The organism is Rubritalea spongiae (assembly GCF_042652385.1).
GTDB classification, from domain to species: domain Bacteria; phylum Verrucomicrobiota; class Verrucomicrobiia; order Verrucomicrobiales; family Akkermansiaceae; genus Rubritalea; species Rubritalea spongiae.
Window position 1 is genome coordinate 1412210 of record NZ_JBHSJM010000001.1, and the last position, 15609, is coordinate 1427818.

14 protein-coding genes are annotated in these 15609 nt (G+C 47.1%); 6 read left to right on the plus strand and 8 right to left on the minus strand.

The annotated features are described in order from the left end of the window. The first annotated feature begins 79 nt into the window (after window positions 1-79). Both hemE and ACFPK9_RS06485 read left to right on the plus strand, forming a co-directional pair. On the plus strand, window positions 80-1105 hold the full coding sequence (hemE, locus tag ACFPK9_RS06480) for a uroporphyrinogen decarboxylase (protein ID WP_377094014.1): 1026 nt from the start codon (window positions 80-82) through the stop codon (window positions 1103-1105). A gap of 5 nt (window positions 1106-1110) precedes the next feature. Beyond that, window positions 1111-1470 carry a DUF2314 domain-containing protein gene (locus ACFPK9_RS06485; protein WP_377094015.1) on the plus strand — a complete coding sequence of 120 codons (360 nt, stop codon included), beginning with the start codon at window positions 1111-1113 and terminating at the stop codon, window positions 1468-1470. Window positions 1471-1479: 9 nt separating this feature from the next. Here ACFPK9_RS06485 and ACFPK9_RS06490 read toward each other — a convergent pair whose 3' ends face one another. Continuing rightward, entirely contained in the window at window positions 1480-3315 is a 1836-nt protein-coding gene (locus ACFPK9_RS06490) for an alpha/beta hydrolase family protein (RefSeq protein WP_377094016.1), read from the minus strand. A gap of 180 nt (window positions 3316-3495) precedes the next feature. Between ACFPK9_RS06490 and hemN the strand changes: the two genes are divergently transcribed. Further along, the gene (hemN, locus tag ACFPK9_RS06495; protein WP_377094017.1) at window positions 3496-4851 is read left to right on the plus strand and encodes an oxygen-independent coproporphyrinogen III oxidase; all 1356 of its coding nucleotides are present in this window, start codon (window positions 3496-3498) and stop codon (window positions 4849-4851) included. Here the strand turns inward: hemN and ACFPK9_RS06500 are convergent. Continuing rightward, window positions 4848-5285, minus strand: coding sequence for a hypothetical protein (locus ACFPK9_RS06500; protein ID WP_377094019.1), 438 nt, complete (start codon window positions 5283-5285; stop codon window positions 4848-4850). The two genes, hemN and ACFPK9_RS06500, sit on opposite strands and share 4 nt — an antisense overlap. A gap of 265 nt (window positions 5286-5550) precedes the next feature. Between ACFPK9_RS06500 and hemG the strand changes: the two genes are divergently transcribed. After that, on the plus strand, window positions 5551-6957 hold the full coding sequence (hemG, locus tag ACFPK9_RS06505) for a protoporphyrinogen oxidase (protein WP_377094020.1): 1407 nt from the start codon (window positions 5551-5553) through the stop codon (window positions 6955-6957). Window positions 6958-7089: 132 nt separating this feature from the next. Then, window positions 7090-8109: a ferrochelatase gene (gene hemH / locus ACFPK9_RS06510; RefSeq protein ID WP_377094022.1), complete on the plus strand. Its 1020-nt coding sequence runs from the start codon at window positions 7090-7092 to the stop codon at window positions 8107-8109. Between the two features lie 73 nt (window positions 8110-8182). Here the strand turns inward: hemH and ACFPK9_RS06515 are convergent, their stop codons facing one another. After that, on the minus strand, window positions 8183-9445 hold the full coding sequence (locus ACFPK9_RS06515; RefSeq protein WP_377094023.1) for a hypothetical protein: 1263 nt from the start codon (window positions 9443-9445) through the stop codon (window positions 8183-8185). Window positions 9446-9600: 155 nt separating this feature from the next. Between ACFPK9_RS06515 and ACFPK9_RS06520 the strand changes: the two genes are divergently transcribed. Beyond that, window positions 9601-10152, plus strand: coding sequence for a hypothetical protein (locus ACFPK9_RS06520; RefSeq protein ID WP_377094024.1), 552 nt, complete (start codon window positions 9601-9603; stop codon window positions 10150-10152). A gap of 66 nt (window positions 10153-10218) precedes the next feature. Here ACFPK9_RS06520 and ACFPK9_RS06525 read toward each other — a convergent pair whose 3' ends face one another. From ACFPK9_RS06525 to ACFPK9_RS06545, 5 genes are read right to left on the minus strand one after another with little or no spacing between them, the layout of a single operon-like run. Further along, window positions 10219-12021 (minus strand): V-type ATP synthase subunit A, encoded by a 1803-nt coding sequence (locus ACFPK9_RS06525; protein ID WP_377094025.1) that lies wholly within the window; start codon window positions 12019-12021, stop codon window positions 10219-10221. 5 nt (window positions 12022-12026) lie between these two features. Next, window positions 12027-12728 (minus strand): DUF2764 family protein, encoded by a 702-nt coding sequence (locus ACFPK9_RS06530; protein WP_377094027.1) that lies wholly within the window; start codon window positions 12726-12728, stop codon window positions 12027-12029. A gap of 2 nt (window positions 12729-12730) precedes the next feature. Then, window positions 12731-13402 (minus strand): hypothetical protein, encoded by a 672-nt coding sequence (locus ACFPK9_RS06535; RefSeq protein WP_377094028.1) that lies wholly within the window; start codon window positions 13400-13402, stop codon window positions 12731-12733. A gap of 3 nt (window positions 13403-13405) precedes the next feature. Beyond that, window positions 13406-13852, minus strand: a complete 447-nt coding sequence (locus ACFPK9_RS06540) for an ATP synthase subunit C (protein ID WP_377094029.1) — start codon at window positions 13850-13852, stop codon at window positions 13406-13408. A gap of 11 nt (window positions 13853-13863) precedes the next feature. Further along, entirely contained in the window at window positions 13864-15609 is a 1746-nt protein-coding gene (locus ACFPK9_RS06545; RefSeq protein WP_377094030.1) for a V-type ATP synthase subunit I, read from the minus strand.

Genomic DNA, 15609 nt, shown 5'->3' on the forward strand with positions numbered 1-15609 from the left:
CAGTTGCTCATCTAGCGGCAACTAAATGGAAACCACTTTTTCCTTTATCCTTCCCAATTTTTCCTTTCTAAACACCATCATGAACAGCAGAGAACGATTCCTCACTGCCGCCAATTGCGGAGACCTCGAACGCCCACCCGTGTGGGTCATGCGCCAAGCCGGACGCTACCTCCCAGAGTACCGCAAGCTTAAGGAATCCTACTCCTTCACCGAAATGGTGAAATCTCCAGAGCTCGCTACCGAAGTCACTCTCCAACCACTCCGACGTTACAATCTCGATGCTGCGATCCTTTTCTCTGACATTCTCGTTATCCCAGAAGCTATGGGCCAACCATACCACTTCCGCGAAGGCGGTGGCATTGGCATGGACTATATCCTCGAGACAGAAGCTCAAATCGATGCACTCGATGAAATGGGTACCGCTGAAAAGCTCATCTACATGGGCCACGCCCTCGATTCAATTCGTAAAGAAATGGGTAACGACAAAGCGCTTCTCGGTTTCGGTGGTTCACCATGGACACTCGCAGCCTACATGACCGAAGGTGGCTCGCTCAAAAACTGCTCACGCCTCAAGCACCTATTCTATGAGAATCGTCCACTCTTTGAAAAGCTAATGGAGAAAATCTCCACTGCCCTTATCGACCTTTTCCTCATGCAGATTGCACACGGTGCAGACGCTTTACAGATGTTCGACTCTGCTGGTGCATTCTGTTCTGCCTGCGACTATGAAGAAATGTCAGTCAAATGGATGCGCCGCGTCATCGACGCTATGCCAGAAAACTACCCGATGATCATTTACGCCAAAGGTATGGCACACCACTCCACTAAACTCATCGGAGCTGGTGCTAAGGCACTCTCTGTGGACTGGACAGTCGACCTCCCGAAATTCCACTCCGAGCTTCCAGAAGGCATCGCTGTTCAGGGCAACTTCGACCCATCCATTCTTGACGGCACAGCAGAGCGTACAGTCATCGAAGCCACTCGCTTACTAGACTCCATGAAAGGCCGTAAAGGTCACATTTTCAACTTAGGTCACGGCATTTTACCCTCTGCCAAGCCTGAGAACATGGCTGCTCTCATCGAGACCATTACTAACTACAAGTAAAGCTTGTGAGCGAAGACGACTATCCATACGCCACACTTGAAAAAGATGGCTACGAGCTTGAGCCTGTCGAACTAGACAATTGGCAGGACCAAGGCTTTTTGGAGCATCCAGTTCCAGCCGATGATGAGCGTTTCAATGTCCAAGAAGGAGACATCGTCAAACTCATCTTCCACTACAAAAAGCCACTTAGAGTCCAAGGAAAATCCTTCGACGCCGAGCACATGTGGGTCGTCGTCACCTCCACCGACAAAGACTACCTCACAGGCTTCCTAGACAATGAACCACATTACACCAAACTCCTATCGCCCGGCGTGGAACTCAATTTCCACCCCGAGCATATTGTCGATATCTGGCGCGACGAATAAGCTGTTAGCTTAATCCACCCACTCAATGCTGCGCAAATATTTCCCACTCGTTTCCGGATCGAGCAAGTTAATACGTTCACGGGAAGACTTTCTCAAACTCACCTTCATCGTCGAAACATTGTGCCACGACGAAATACGCTCGCTCTCATTGCCTGATTCTTTCACTAGTTCATCAAGAGATATCACCAGATCACCAGCCTCCTTAAAGCGTTTGGAAATACTGACATCTTTGCTCAGCTCATTTTGAGACTTAATGAGGTGCTTATGTGAAGAAAAAGAGACAATCAAATTGAGCTCCTCATCAGCAGGGACCACTTGAAATTTTAGCTTTTTATCACTCGGAAATGCTAAGGCATAGTCATTAAACTTATAAGTAATCACCGACTGATCCTGCGGTCGCACAGCCCAAATTAGGTTATCCTTTGGAAACTCAGCAAAGACAGGTTCAAACGTCCTATCTAATTGCAGACCTACGTACATCTCTTCGTCCATCTGATCTGGAATTTCACTATAAAAACGCGAAGTAATAGAGAAAACATCTGTCTTACCGCTTAAAGTTTCTTCAGCTACTCCACTGTGAGATTTGTAAAGAATGTTGGCAAATGCTGTTACTGGTAATTCACTTCGAGTTGGAATCTCAGCGCTCCATTGATGACCATTTCGCTTCGTTTCAATCGGCTTATTAAACCTATTAGAAATTGCCGTATCCCAACTGTAATAAATTTGAACAGCTTCAACGTTCTCAATGTCATCTGGTGTAACTTCTAACCTCCACATATCATCAGACACTTTACTGAAGCTCGATTGAGCTGTCGTAGGCACAGCCAAAACCTCCCCCTTAAGATAATGATCAAACCAGTACTCTAGCGCGAGGTATTGCTTCGATCCTGGACTATGATTATTATGCATCGTCTGCGACATCGTCCAGACAGTATCCTTCGGCAACAAGTCAGCACAGCGCTGTAAGAAATCCAGTCTTCCGTGAAAATCATTTGTCCCACTGATAAACATTACAGGTGCAGTAACGTGCGGCCAATATGCTTGTGGTTCAATCGTATTACTCAACAAGTCGTGATTTTTTTGAGTACCCCTAACAGATGGATACCCAGCAATTCTGTCATAAGAAAACCCTGATCCTCCGACGATTGGAGCCACAGCCTTCAGTCGCTTATCAATCGCGCAGAACGAAGTGATATTTCCGCCCATAGAAAACCCAGTGAAACCAATCCGCTCTGGATCCACCTGCTCCTGTTGTTCTAGAAATGTAATTCCGCGTCGACCCGCATAGGCGAGCATGAACCAGTATTTATTCCTCGGACTCACCACTGCATCGATAGTATATTCATCAGGCTCCGCTCCTGTATGTCGTTTCTCCCGTAATGCTTTTGGATAAAACCTTTTCCCCTGTGTCGGATCCACATTCCCCCAATCCGTGTTCTTTTTTACATCTGGATCTAGCTCACGACCATTCCAGTTAATGTCGAGAGTAGCATAGCCTTGTTTCGCAAAATAAATTCCACGCTCCTTCTCTGCACGCTGACCGCCTCCATGAGCCCAGACAAATGCTGGCAAATCTTTTCCGCCTTTTGGGTAGGTGTAATACGCTGCTATGCGCGAACGTTTTCCTTTGATCGTCGCCACTGTATACATCACATATTCACACACGACACCATCTTCTTCATAAGTCTTGACGATTTCCTTCTCAATCGGATCGGTCCTAAGATCTAACCCGCTCCAGAGATCTACCACATTCATCGGCACATCATCCCCTTCTCTGAGGGGCACAAAAGTATCTTTGGCACTCAAGCTATGCACGAGTATAAACAATGTAAGTAGATATTTCATGACCGACGACACTAAATAGCCTTTGTTCAAAGACCATCATTTTCCAGTCACCAGAAGCGACATTTAATTTCATATAGAGCGACAATAAAACCTCTCCAGTATTCACTGAGCAGCACATTTTGTCGTGGCTACCACAGAATATGCAAAGTGCATTTCCTGCCACGTGAGCATAATAATCTCATGCTCAAGCCCGACCTCAGACTCGTCGAAAAGTACAACAAACCAGGACCGCGCTACACCTCCTACCCCACCGCTCCCCAGTTCATCGATCAAATCGACATTGAAAAACTTCGACTCGAAGCGACCCACGAATCAGGACCACTTTCCCTCTACTTCCACATTCCCTTCTGCCAATCAATGTGCTGGTTTTGTGGCTGCACAAAAATCATCAGCTCTCAGCGCGAACCCGCAGAGAAATACATCAAGCTCCTTGAACGCGAAATTGAGCACTACCGCGAAAACATTCAACCTGGCCGTGAGGTCCAGCAACTACACTTCGGTGGAGGTACACCGAACTACCTAGACCCCGACCTGATCGATCACTTCACTGGCACACTCCATAAAAACTTCCACTTTGCACCTAACGCTGAAATTAGCGCAGAGCTCGACCCGCGTAGACTTACCGAAAAACATATCCAAGCCTTTCGGCGACTCGGCGTAAACCGCGTTTCATTCGGTGTTCAAGACATACAGTTAAAAACCCAAAAAGCGGTGAACCGCGTGCAGAGCGATGAACAAAACCGCAATGCCATCGAATGGGCTCGTGCCGCCGGCATGCAGTCGCTTAACATCGACCTCATTTACGGGCTCCCATACCAAACACCTAAATCGATCCGAAACACCATTCACCAAGTCCTAGAATACAGTCCAGACCGACTCGCTGTTTTCTCCTACGCCCATGTGCCATGGATGGCTCCAGCGCAAAAAATACTCGAACGCCACGGATTGCCAGCACCTGAACAAAAAATCAAGATGCTCGGCGTGATCATCGAAGAACTCACCTCAAATGGCTACCAATACATTGGTATGGACCACTTTGCGAAAGTCGATGACTCACTCGCCGTCGCCCAACGCAACAAAACCATGCAGCGTAATTTCCAAGGTTACTCCACCTTCAAAGACATCGAAATTGCGGCTTTCGGAATCTCCTCTATCTCACAAACAAAAAACAGCTATCGTCAAAATATTAAAGACATCGACGCCTACGAAAAACGTCTCAGCCTAGGCCAACTGCCAGTAGAGAAAGGCTACATACTCACACCCGACGATCACATTCGACGCACCACCATCATGCGCCTCATGTGCGACCATTCTCTCGACTTCCATCAACTTTCGAGCGAGCTAAATATCGACTTCAAAGACCACTTCGCGAACGAACTCAATCAACTCCTCGACATGGAAATCGATGGTTTGTTAGAACGATCAGAAAATGCTCTCCAAGTCACTCCGCAAGGTGCCCTTTTCATTCGTAACATCGCTATGCACTTCGACGCCCACCTCGCTCAATCTAGCGCAAAACACTCTAAGACTGTCTAATCTAACTTCCGGATATGGGCATCTGCGATATCAACAAAAGCATGTAACAACTGTTGGACCACATAAATCGAGATCACAGACAAAGCGGCCCCAAAAAAAGCCATGACCATCATCTCGATTGACTCCATTCCAATACCTCCACCTAAGCTGATTACAAATGTCACAGCCACACTCACGTACGCTAAAAATATAAGAATGTTAATAGCTGCGCGTAAACTAGAATATGCTGAATCCAGACGTAACAAGTCTTTGCTCGATAATGACGATCGAGGATCAACTAACTCTTGAATCTCCTCTTTCTCGACCACCCCAGAGGTCACTTCCGTACTTTCCACTAATTTCCAGCCATCTTTCAACACCAACTCAGATGCCGTAAACTTCTGAAACTCTGCACCAAACTCGACATGAACCACGTCATTAGGCTCTATATTCATCTCACTTCCCACAAAAGCTACAGCCGCCTTACGAAATGAATAAGCTTTAATCACTCGTTGAGATTCAGCCCTTCTCTCACACCAAACTTTATATTCTCTCTCGATCACTAAGCTTTACTATCATTGCCCGCGTAATCTAACAAGTGAGACTGACCTCACACCTGTATTTACCCATTCTTCCAAAGCCTCCAAAATTGGGTACTCAAAACAACTTCCCATGTCTTTACAAACACGTGCGACCGTGCAAACTGCGTAACTATTCTCTATGACTGAGCAGACTCAAGAGCGCAAAAATGTCGCCATTATTGGAGCTGGCATTACAGGACTCAGTGCCGCCTACTATCTTCAGCAGGCTGGGCACAGCGCTGTCATTTTCGAAAAAAGTAATCGAGTCGGCGGCATAATCCAAACTACCGAGAAAGACGGCTATCGTTTGGAGCATGGACCAAACACCCTCATGGTGAATGATAAACGCGTAGCTGATCTCATTAAATCGGTGGGCCTCGAACCTGAACTTATCGTCGCCAACCAGGCTGCGAACAAACGCTTCGTCGTTCACCAACGCAAACTCCACACCCTCCCCAGCTCTCCAACCAGTTTTCTCACTTCATCGCTTTTCTCACTCAGCGGAAAAATGCGCGCCCTTAAAGAGCCATTCATTAGCAAGCTTGCCTCAGAATCCAGCAGTGAAAGCTTTGCCGACTTTATCCGTCGCAGATTCGGCCCAGAAATGTTAGAAAAAGCTGCTGGCCCATTTGTTAGCGGAATCTACGCAGGCGACCCCAACCGCCTCTCCACACGCTTCGCATTTCCAAATATTTATCGTTGCGAACAGCAGTCAGGTTCTGTCTTCAAGGGGCTCGTGAAAGCGGGTAAAGAGGCAAAAAAAGGTGAAACCAACCGCCTAGCAAAACGAGAGATTATCTCCTTCAAAGATGGAATGGAAGCTCTCCCAAAAGCCGTCGCTGACATGCTCAATGATGACACCATCATTACTGAAGCCGACATCAGCAGCATCTCATTTAATAAAAAATCAAAGCGTTGGAACATCGGCTGGAAAGCTGGAAAATGCCATGGCCAAGGATCCTTTTCCGATCTCATCATCACTGTCCCAGCTCACAAATTAGAAGATCTCCCATTCGACACTCACGTCTCTGATGTTCTCGATGAAGTGACCAAAGTCCAACATCTCGACTATCCACCAGTCACCGCAATGGTCCTTGGATTCAAAAAAGAGCAAGTCAACCACCCACTCGACGGCTTCGGCATGCTCAATGCCCTCAACGAAAAATCAAAAATGCTCGGAGCTCTTTTCATTTCGACACTTTTTGAGAATCGAGCGCCCGAAGGACACGTCTCAATCAATGTCATGCTTGGAGGAGCCCGCACCCCCGAACACGCGAAGATGGCCGACAGCGCAATGAAAGCCTCAGTCATGGACGAACTTCGCCAGCTTCTCGGTATCGAAGGCAACCCCACATTTAGCAATATCGTACGTTGGGAAAAAGCCATTCCCCAGCTCAATCTCGGCTACAGTAACATCCTCGCACAGCTCGAACAATGCGAGCGGAAATACCCAGGTATCCATTTCGCAGGGAATTACCGTGGAGGTATCTCAGTAGGTGATTGTATTATCTCAGGTATCAAGCTGAGTCAGACAATTTCAAACTAACTTCCTCCGCAAACCATTAGAAAGTCTGATAAAGATCTTCTCTAAAAAGCGTTTGCTCAGCACCCAGCCCTAACTTAACACTTCTCACATAACACCTAACTTTACTGAAGCTTACACTTCAGGTCTTCTACCATGGCTAAAAAAGGCGTCATCATGCTCAATCTCGGCTCACCAGATTCGACTAAAGTCGAAGATGTGCGCACCTATCTCGACCAATTTCTCTCAGACGATCGCGTTCTCGATCTCAACCCAGTCGTAAGAAAACTACTACTCAAACTCGTCATCCTTCCTAAGCGCCCAGCTGAATCAGCTGAAGCCTACGAGAAGGTATGGACGGAACAAGGCTCTCCTCTCATCGTCACCAGTGTCGAACAACAAAAGCTCGTCCAACAAAACACCGACATCCCAGTCTACCTTGCGATGCGTTACGGCAAGCCTTCCACCGAAGAAATTGTTGCTGAAATGAAAAAAGACGGGATCGATGACCTCCTCATCATCCCTCTATATCCGCAATACGCCATGTCCAGCTACGAGACTGCAGTCGTCGAACTCATGGACCAGCTTCGCGCTCAGGGCATGGGAGAAATCGATACAGTCCTTGTCCAACCATTCTACAAAGACCCGCAATACATCGATGCTCTTTGGGAATCTATTCGCCCGAAATATGAAGGCTCTGACGCACACCTCATGATGTCCTTTCACGGCATTCCTCAGCGTCACGTCCAGAAAACTGATCCATCTCACGATCATTGTCTCAAGACAAAAAATTGCTGCACCACGCCTCACCCTGCACATGCCACTTGCTATAGCCACCAATGCTACGCCACAGCCTACGCTCTCATGACCAAAGGTGGACTTAGTCACGACGATGTCACCATCTCATTCCAGTCACGTCTTCTCAAGGATCCATGGCTCAAACCATACACCGACTTTGAAATTGAGCGCCTCGCCCAAGAAGGTGTCAAAAAACTCAAGGTCATCTGCCCCGCCTTCATCACCGATTGCCTCGAAACACTCGAAGAGATAGCCATGGAAGGAAAAGAAGAATTCCTCAAACATGGCGGAGAAGAGTTCGAACTCATCCCCTGCCTCAACACCCACCCAGCGTGGATCAAATGGCTCAATGACAAAATTGAACGCTGGGAGCCATAGCTTTCAACTCCTCAAATAAAACAAAAAGCCCGAGCTTTCACAGGCCCGGGCTTTTTTTATTTTAAGAAATGAACTAAAGATCCACGACCTCCCAGCCAGTCGCCTTAAAGCCTTCAATCGCTGAAGGACTGATCTTCCCGTATACCACCGCCCGGTACTTCTGACCTGGCATCTTTGGCGTACTGGCAAATTGTGCAATCTGAGGCGTCCAACAAAGGTAATCTACAGGCGCAACTACTTCTAGCACTCCATCTTGCGTGACCCCAGCCGGCATCCGCATCACTGTACTTAAAGCTTTATAAGGACTAGAGTGATGTCGTGCCTTTAATTTCTCGAGCACTTGGTAAAAATAGCGAGCCTGCTCAGCAGTCGCACAGCTAGCCAACTGACCAACCACATTCAACCGATCCGTTCCTCCTGGAAGTGCAGATAATGACTGGATAGCTCCATGCCTCAGAGCCACATTTAAATTCGGGTTGAGAAAAACCTTTTCGATCAATGCCTGATCCGCCCCCATCGCTTCCATCGCTTGGCGATCGCGCAGCAGTAATTCTCCCGGTGTCACATCGTAAATATCCTCCGGAATCCCGACAGTCTTGGTAGCCGTCAGCGCCATTGAAGCCCCACCCGACACAGCTGACGCACCTAAACGCAAGGGCAGCCCTCCTGCAAAAAACGCCCAAGTTACCTTCTCCATTTCGGACTGCAATAACTCGTTATCACTGTATGGGTTCACACTTAACTTCCTAGCGCAGTCCAGTTTTGCCTTATCAAAACCAGCCACGCTCTTCGCTGATTTCCCTATACCTTTTCCTGTCTCAGCTAACATCTCCTCCGTGTTTTGATCGGGATCACGGTTCTGCCACTTATCCCCCACCTTCGTGGCAGCATTAGAAACCGAAGATCCTACTTTCTGGAAAAAATGGCCGACCGTAGCCGGTGCCTTCTTCATAGCTCCCTCAGGATCAGCAGCTATATTTTTGACCGCATCAATTGGCGCCTCTACTGACTTCTTCAAACCTTCCGCAAATAGATCCGACTTACTCGTCTCTACTAAAAGTTGAATCGCACCCATTTCATGTACCCTCACAGCTAGTTCATCCAAACCTCTGGCATGAACCACTCCATAATTCGTATCCATCGTGAAATGAATGAGGAATCCGTCTGATGGAGCATGGTCACGCACCCTGTGCTGAGGACCTTGTAGCAAGCCAACGGGTAAAAGTTGAGAAGCTGCAAAAACTGGAGGCTCCTCATAACTCGGGAACTGCTGAGCAAAAACTACACTGCCCCCAATAAAAGTAGCACTCAAACACGAAACAATGAAACGGTTCATAAGAACATCAATATCTCAGACATCACCACTTCAGCAACACTATTTCTTTTCATTTATACATCTGAAAAACTCTTTCAATTCCTAACAGAATAAGTATAATGCTAGACCAGCTGATGTTTTAAGAAACATTCGGCCAAATAGAACCAAATTATCTTATGAAGAAAAAACACATCATTCTTACACTATGTTCTGCAACATTTGCCGTTTCTTGTAGCGAAAAGCCAGCATCCGTTGACAAACTAGAAAAAGAGCTAAACGAAGCTAAAGACGCAGCAGGCGAAGTGATCGATGAACAAGCAGAAGCTATCAAAGAAAAAGCTTCCGAAGCCAAAGAGGCAACCAAAGAAGCCGTTAACGATTCTGTCGAGTCCATCAAGAAGACTACTGAAGACGCTACAGAGGCAACCAAAGAAGCTATCGATAACACTGTCGATGCTGCTAAAGAAACCACTGAAGACGCAAAAAAAGCGACTCAAGACGCTGTAGACTCAGCAAAGGAGACTACAAATGAAGCTAAAGACGCAACTCAGAACGCTGTAGATGACTCTGTAGATTCTATCAAAGAAACTACAAACGAAGCTAAAGAAGCGACCGAAAAAGCTGCTGATGACTCAGTAAACTCAATTAAAGAGACCACTGACGAAGCTAAAGAAGCAACCGACAAGTTACGTAGCGATGCTGCTGACGCCATCCGCCCTAACAACTAACAGTTTTAAAAACTGACCTTCAAAACCCAGCACCGAGAGCGAACCTCTCCTGCTGGGCTTTTTTATTCATCTACAGGGTCCCTCTTTTACCAAACTCACTTCCTCGGCAAGCACTGTCATCTCGGTCTGATAACGCCCGTATTCTTCACTTCCTTCAGCACTATAATTCCAGTTTTTATACAAACCTGTGAGCTTAGTAAAAAACGTTCTCGCGTCTTCCTTGGTGTTAAAATCGTACTTTCTGTCGATCAGCATTTTAAGAAAATAGAAGCTCTCTAACTGACGCTTGCGGCTCATCGAAACGTCAACCTTATCAAAGGCATCTTGTTGCAGATAAACCATATCTAACAAGTTCGACTTCTGCCAGATCAAGAAGTCATCCAAACTAATTCCTTCCTCCCCAGTCACCTGCATCATCTGGTAAATAGCATCCCCTTGATGAAGTAACTCAGTCATTCCTTGAACATCCCGTGTCCAATCTGCACTCAAGTTTTCTTTATACCAAGGAGCCAGCTGTTCCAAATACCTCGACCACGAAATTAAAGGATCAATGGCAGGATAAAACCGCTTATACGCTCGATCATAAGACAAGCCCAAGAAATCTTTCACTGTCCCTAAGGTCGCCTGCGTAACCGGTTCCTCAAAATTGCCTCCAGCTGGCGAGACAGTTCCAATCATTGTTAGACTACCAAGATCTCCACCTGCATTGCGCAATAAACCCGCTCGTTCGTACAAGGTCTTGATAGAAGAATCCAAATAAGCTGGAAACGCCTCTTCCCCCGGAATTTCTTCCATCCTGCCAGAGGTCTCTCTCATCGCCTGAGCCCAGCGCGAGGTCGAATCGGCAATCAATAATACATCTAGCCCCATTTGCCGATAATATTCCCCCAAAGTCACACCTGTATAAATCGATGACTCACGAGCCGCCACTGGCATCGATGAAGTATTACACACAATAATCGTCCGATCCATCAGCGATCCACCCGTTCTAGGGTCTTTCGTTTTCGGAAACTCATTAATCGTTTCCACCACCTCACCAGCCCGCTCACCGCAAGCCACAATAATGACTACATCAACGGTCGCATAGCGCGCCACTAAACTCTGTAGCACAGTCTTCCCCGCTCCAAATGGCCCGGGGATACATCCAGTCCCACCTCGAGCTAGTGGGAAAAATGTATCGATAATCCGTATCGTCGTTGTCAACGGTTCATTCGGATACAAACGCTCCGCATAACGATGTTTAAATAATTTTTGCGGCAAAGCGCGGCGCACTGGCCAGCGGCGTAACATCGTAAGATCATGCTCAGATCCGTCCGTTCTGCGATAACGGGCAACTACCGAATCCACCGTGTACTCACCTTCGTTCACCTCTAACAGCTCCACCTCTGCAGCTTCATCAAAGGGAATCATCACCCGATGATGAATCACACCTTCGTGTACTGATCCAATGATCGCTCCAGCGACTAACAAATCACCAGCCTTGGCTTCAGCTTTGAACTCCCAAAGCTTTACTCGATTAACAGGATCGGGATAAACTCCACGCGGCAAAAAGAAACCGTGCTCATCCGCTAAGGGCTGAAGAGGATTCTGTAGTCCATCAAACACCGAACCTAACAAGCCCGGCCCTAACTCCGCCGAAAGCATTTCTCCAGTCAGCCTCACTTCATCACCAATCTTCACTCCACGCGTGTCTTCGAACACTTGCATGTCCGCCGTATTCCCGCGCACTCTTAACACCTCTGCTTTCAATTGTTCTTTCTCTAACAGGACATAACCAACCTCATTTTTAACAATCGCAGCCCCATCCGTCTCAATGCTTACCAGACTCTCTTTTGCTGCGATCACGCGAGCTTTTCGTACCTGTTCCATAAATATTAAGCTGTTAATTTATCTGCTTGTTGAGTTCTAAAAGAAGTGACCAAAGAGTCCGTCAAACTCTCTATCGTCACCTCAGCCTGAGCTTGATTATATGACAACCATCGCTCCAAAATGTCCCATTTAAAGACAAAGGCGAGTACATGCTCTAAACTAAAACTTTTGTGCATGCAGAGCCGGTCAAGCGAGTCCCAGACTAAGTCCATCACTCGTTCTTGTGCCTGCAGCGATCTTCCCTCTTCCAAATCTGTCCGCATTCTAGAAATCCATGGAAACACACCACCTAAACCAAAATCTGGCTCATTCCAATGACCTTGGATATGTATATTCCAAGGAAACACCCCCCATTCTAAATGACTCGGAGCATTTTGCTCTCCAGCCAATCTCCTCCGAAGGCCCGCTATCACTGTCCGTAAATTCATCCGGTACTGCATCACTTCTAACAATGCTGGGTGAACTCCGTCCTCAGCCATTTTTTGATACTCAGCCACAATTTCCTCGTCACTCTGCTTCGGATCTTGTTCCTCCCATGCGATAAATTTCCACGCCGTCTCCACTGTCAGTCTATCCTCATCACTCAGCATTTTAAAGCGCTTGAGCATTTGCGCGCGATTCATTGGATTGCGCTCAACCATCTGACCGATCCTCGGTAAATGAGGTAAACTCGCCACTAAGGTGTAATATTTAGAAGATGACTTCATCGCTATTCTTCATCCAGATCCATGTGCTCATTGCGCAATAAATGCCTATAACGAGGCAATAGCTGGTGATGCAGCAGTTCCGTCAGCGTCTCTTCATTCACATCAATCAACACATCAGCGCCCTCCACTTTAATAGACACTCCTCGCTGTAAACCAGCTTGAGGCTTTAAGGTCAGTCCCTCTTTAAAAGTTTCATGAGATAAGTGGTAAATCAGATCATTGATGCGTTTCTCAGCATTTTCATCCCCTTGTTCGTAATGAACTAGCAGTTCAGCCGGAGTCCCTGCGTCCACCATTTCACCTGCTTCACTCGCCACAGCTAGTATAACTTCACGAATCAACGATGCGTCACCAAGCTCCTCGTGAATCACTCTTTCTAATTGATTCCTAAAAACTCTACTCACCCCCGCGCCTAAATTCTTCACGGTATCACGCGCTGCGATCTTCAACGCTTCTTCTGAGGCATAAGTTTCAGTCTCGATCTTCTCTCTAGCAGCTTCTAACTCACGCTTTGCTTGAGCCTCAGCCTTGGCGACTAATTGGGCTGCCTCTTGCTTCGCTTGATGTACGATTTGCTTCGCCTCATCTCTCGCCTTCTCCACCCCCTCATCGCGAATGCGCTGAATCAGCTCATTCACCCCAGATGCCGCAATAGTAGGATTCTCCTGATTCATAGCCTAAGCGGGTAAACTTCCTGCCAATACTAAGGCGAATACAAACGCGAACACACCAAAACCCTCAACAATCGCTGCCGGGGCTATCGATAAACCGAAAATCTCTGGCTTATGCTTGGAGGCATTGATCGCTGCTGCACAACACGTGCCCTGTGCCGCCGCACAAATCATCAAAGCCACTCCACTGAGGACTCCTATCGCAAAAATACCTGGACCATTTTCTACGGTCACCGGCTTATTGAGAGTCAAGGTGACCACAATCCCTAGAATCGTCTGAGACGAAGGCATCGCGGCAATGCCGGCAAACCTGCCGTGCCCACTTTCCGTTTCTAACATGGCTCCACAAGCAGCTTGTCCCGCACGCGAGCAGCCAATAACACTACCAATAGCACCCAACGCGATAGGTGAAAAAATACCGACCCATGCAAGTATCATAATAAGTTGATCCATAATTTATTCTGTTAATGATTAAGTGATTTTTTCTTAAATGCGCGATACGCATATCCTTCTTCTCGAACACTCCAGTTGAAGAACTCGATGAGATTGAGTCGTAGCCCATGAATGAACCCACTCATGATAGCTAAAATAAAATTCAAAAGGTGACCTATTAGTAAAATCACCAGCGCTAGCACAACCCCGAGACCACGAACCCCCTCATACGCCTGTATCGCTAAATCATTAAATGCACCCGCTAATGCCGCACTAGCAATCCCCAAAGCAAACAGCCGCAAGTAACTCAACACATTGCCAAACATATCAGTAATCTTCGTCAGCGCCATAGCCCCACCACCCAAACGCTTCACAAGCTTGGCATCCCTCTCAGCTCCACTAAACAAAAACACCATCCCCAAACCAATCCCAACTCCCCATAAACCAAGCTGTCCTAACATCTCTATAGATCCTCCTAAGAAAGCTAACAGTCCTGACGCAATCGTCAGAATCCAGCCCACAGGGGCAAGCGCTTTCACCCGCCCTCTCAACCTCCAAACCTCAACCCCATTCGAAAGCATAATATGCACGGCGCCCACCACAATCGATATAGCCATCATCGATTGCATGTTCCCCATATCTAACATATGCATTTTCTCCAACAAACCATGCTCGCGCGGCTCCACACCGAAATACGAACCAACTAGCATACCCCAAATAATTGTGCTTCCTGTTAACAACATGCACAAAAACCTCGCGTTGCCCTTACCTAACTTCTTCCATAAAACAGCAAGTAAAACAGCCATCACAATCCCATACCCAGCATCAGAAAGGATCATCGCAAAAAATATAGCAAAAGAATACAGCACGATAAATGAAGGATCCCACAGCCTATAATTCGGCGTCATATAAAACCCAATCAATGACTCGCCAACTTCCCATGCCGGAGGATTCTTAAACAAAGTCGGTGGCACTTCGTCTTCATTTGGATCTCTGAAAATATGTACCAATTCACGCTCCCTTACAAAAGCAGCAACCTTCTCCACCTCAGACTCAGGAACCCAGGCAAGAACCCCAAAAAACTTCCCTTTCGTGAAACTCATCTTCGAAGCGCGCTTCAAACTACTAATATCCTGCAGCTCATGCACATGATTCTGAAACACAGGCAGCTCACGGGCCAACTCAGCCCCAGCCAGTTGCAATTCAGAAATAGAATTCCTCACTTCCTCTTCACGCTTCCTCAACTCAGCCAAGGAGCGTCCACCTAAATGTTGTCTCTCCCCTGGAACCCCCATAGGCTCCTCTGCAGAAACCACCACGATATAGCTATGTCGAGAGTCTTTCCCCACTTGCTGCCACACTCTTTCAGCACCTTCTAACTTCTGAACTTCATGATGTGGCACTAGGTAAAACCACAGAGAAAGCCCCCCCATATTTTCTAAACTATCAAAACTAAAATCACCCCACGGCTCCAACTTCCCAACCCGTTCCACTAGCAACTCGAGCTCATCTTGAAGTTGCACAATCTCACTGTGAGTCTGATGCGCTCTTTCTTGAATCTCTTTAGGACTCATTTGCGAAGCCGGGTTCGGAGTCGTGTTTTTTAGATGCCAATTTTGTAAAAGCTGTAGCGCCTCACGGGTCTCATCACTCACATCAAGAGCTTCAGCCAATTCCTTCTCAGACAGTGAGACGAGATGCAAACAACCAAGAGTCTGCAAACCATCTAACACCTCCTGCTTCTCCTCTTTTAACCCAACAATGGTAAGAGACTTCAT

What these genes read in the sequence shown, in the direction of transcription:
- hemE (WP_377094014.1), top strand. Translation starts at nt 80, where the DNA reads ATGAACAGCAGAGAACGATTCCTCACTGCCGCCAATTGCGGAGACCTC.
- ACFPK9_RS06490 (WP_377094016.1), bottom strand. Translation starts at nt 3,315, where the DNA reads ATGAAATATCTACTTACATTGTTTATACTCGTGCATAGCTTGAGTGCC.
- hemN (WP_377094017.1), top strand. Translation starts at nt 3,496, where the DNA reads ATGCTCAAGCCCGACCTCAGACTCGTCGAAAAGTACAACAAACCAGGA.
- ACFPK9_RS06500 (WP_377094019.1), bottom strand. Translation starts at nt 5,285, where the DNA reads ATGAATATAGAGCCTAATGACGTGGTTCATGTCGAGTTTGGTGCAGAG.
- hemG (WP_377094020.1), top strand. Translation starts at nt 5,551, where the DNA reads ATGACTGAGCAGACTCAAGAGCGCAAAAATGTCGCCATTATTGGAGCT.
- hemH (WP_377094022.1), top strand. Translation starts at nt 7,090, where the DNA reads ATGGCTAAAAAAGGCGTCATCATGCTCAATCTCGGCTCACCAGATTCG.
- ACFPK9_RS06515 (WP_377094023.1), bottom strand. Translation starts at nt 9,445, where the DNA reads ATGAACCGTTTCATTGTTTCGTGTTTGAGTGCTACTTTTATTGGGGGC.
- ACFPK9_RS06520 (WP_377094024.1), top strand. Translation starts at nt 9,601, where the DNA reads ATGAAGAAAAAACACATCATTCTTACACTATGTTCTGCAACATTTGCC.
- ACFPK9_RS06525 (WP_377094025.1), bottom strand. Translation starts at nt 12,021, where the DNA reads ATGGAACAGGTACGAAAAGCTCGCGTGATCGCAGCAAAAGAGAGTCTG.
- ACFPK9_RS06530 (WP_377094027.1), bottom strand. Translation starts at nt 12,728, where the DNA reads ATGAAGTCATCTTCTAAATATTACACCTTAGTGGCGAGTTTACCTCAT.
- ACFPK9_RS06535 (WP_377094028.1), bottom strand. Translation starts at nt 13,402, where the DNA reads ATGAATCAGGAGAATCCTACTATTGCGGCATCTGGGGTGAATGAGCTG.
- ACFPK9_RS06540 (WP_377094029.1), bottom strand. Translation starts at nt 13,852, where the DNA reads ATGGATCAACTTATTATGATACTTGCATGGGTCGGTATTTTTTCACCT.
- ACFPK9_RS06545 (WP_377094030.1), bottom strand. Translation starts at nt 15,609, where the DNA reads ATGAAGTCTCTTACCATTGTTGGGTTAAAAGAGGAGAAGCAGGAGGTG.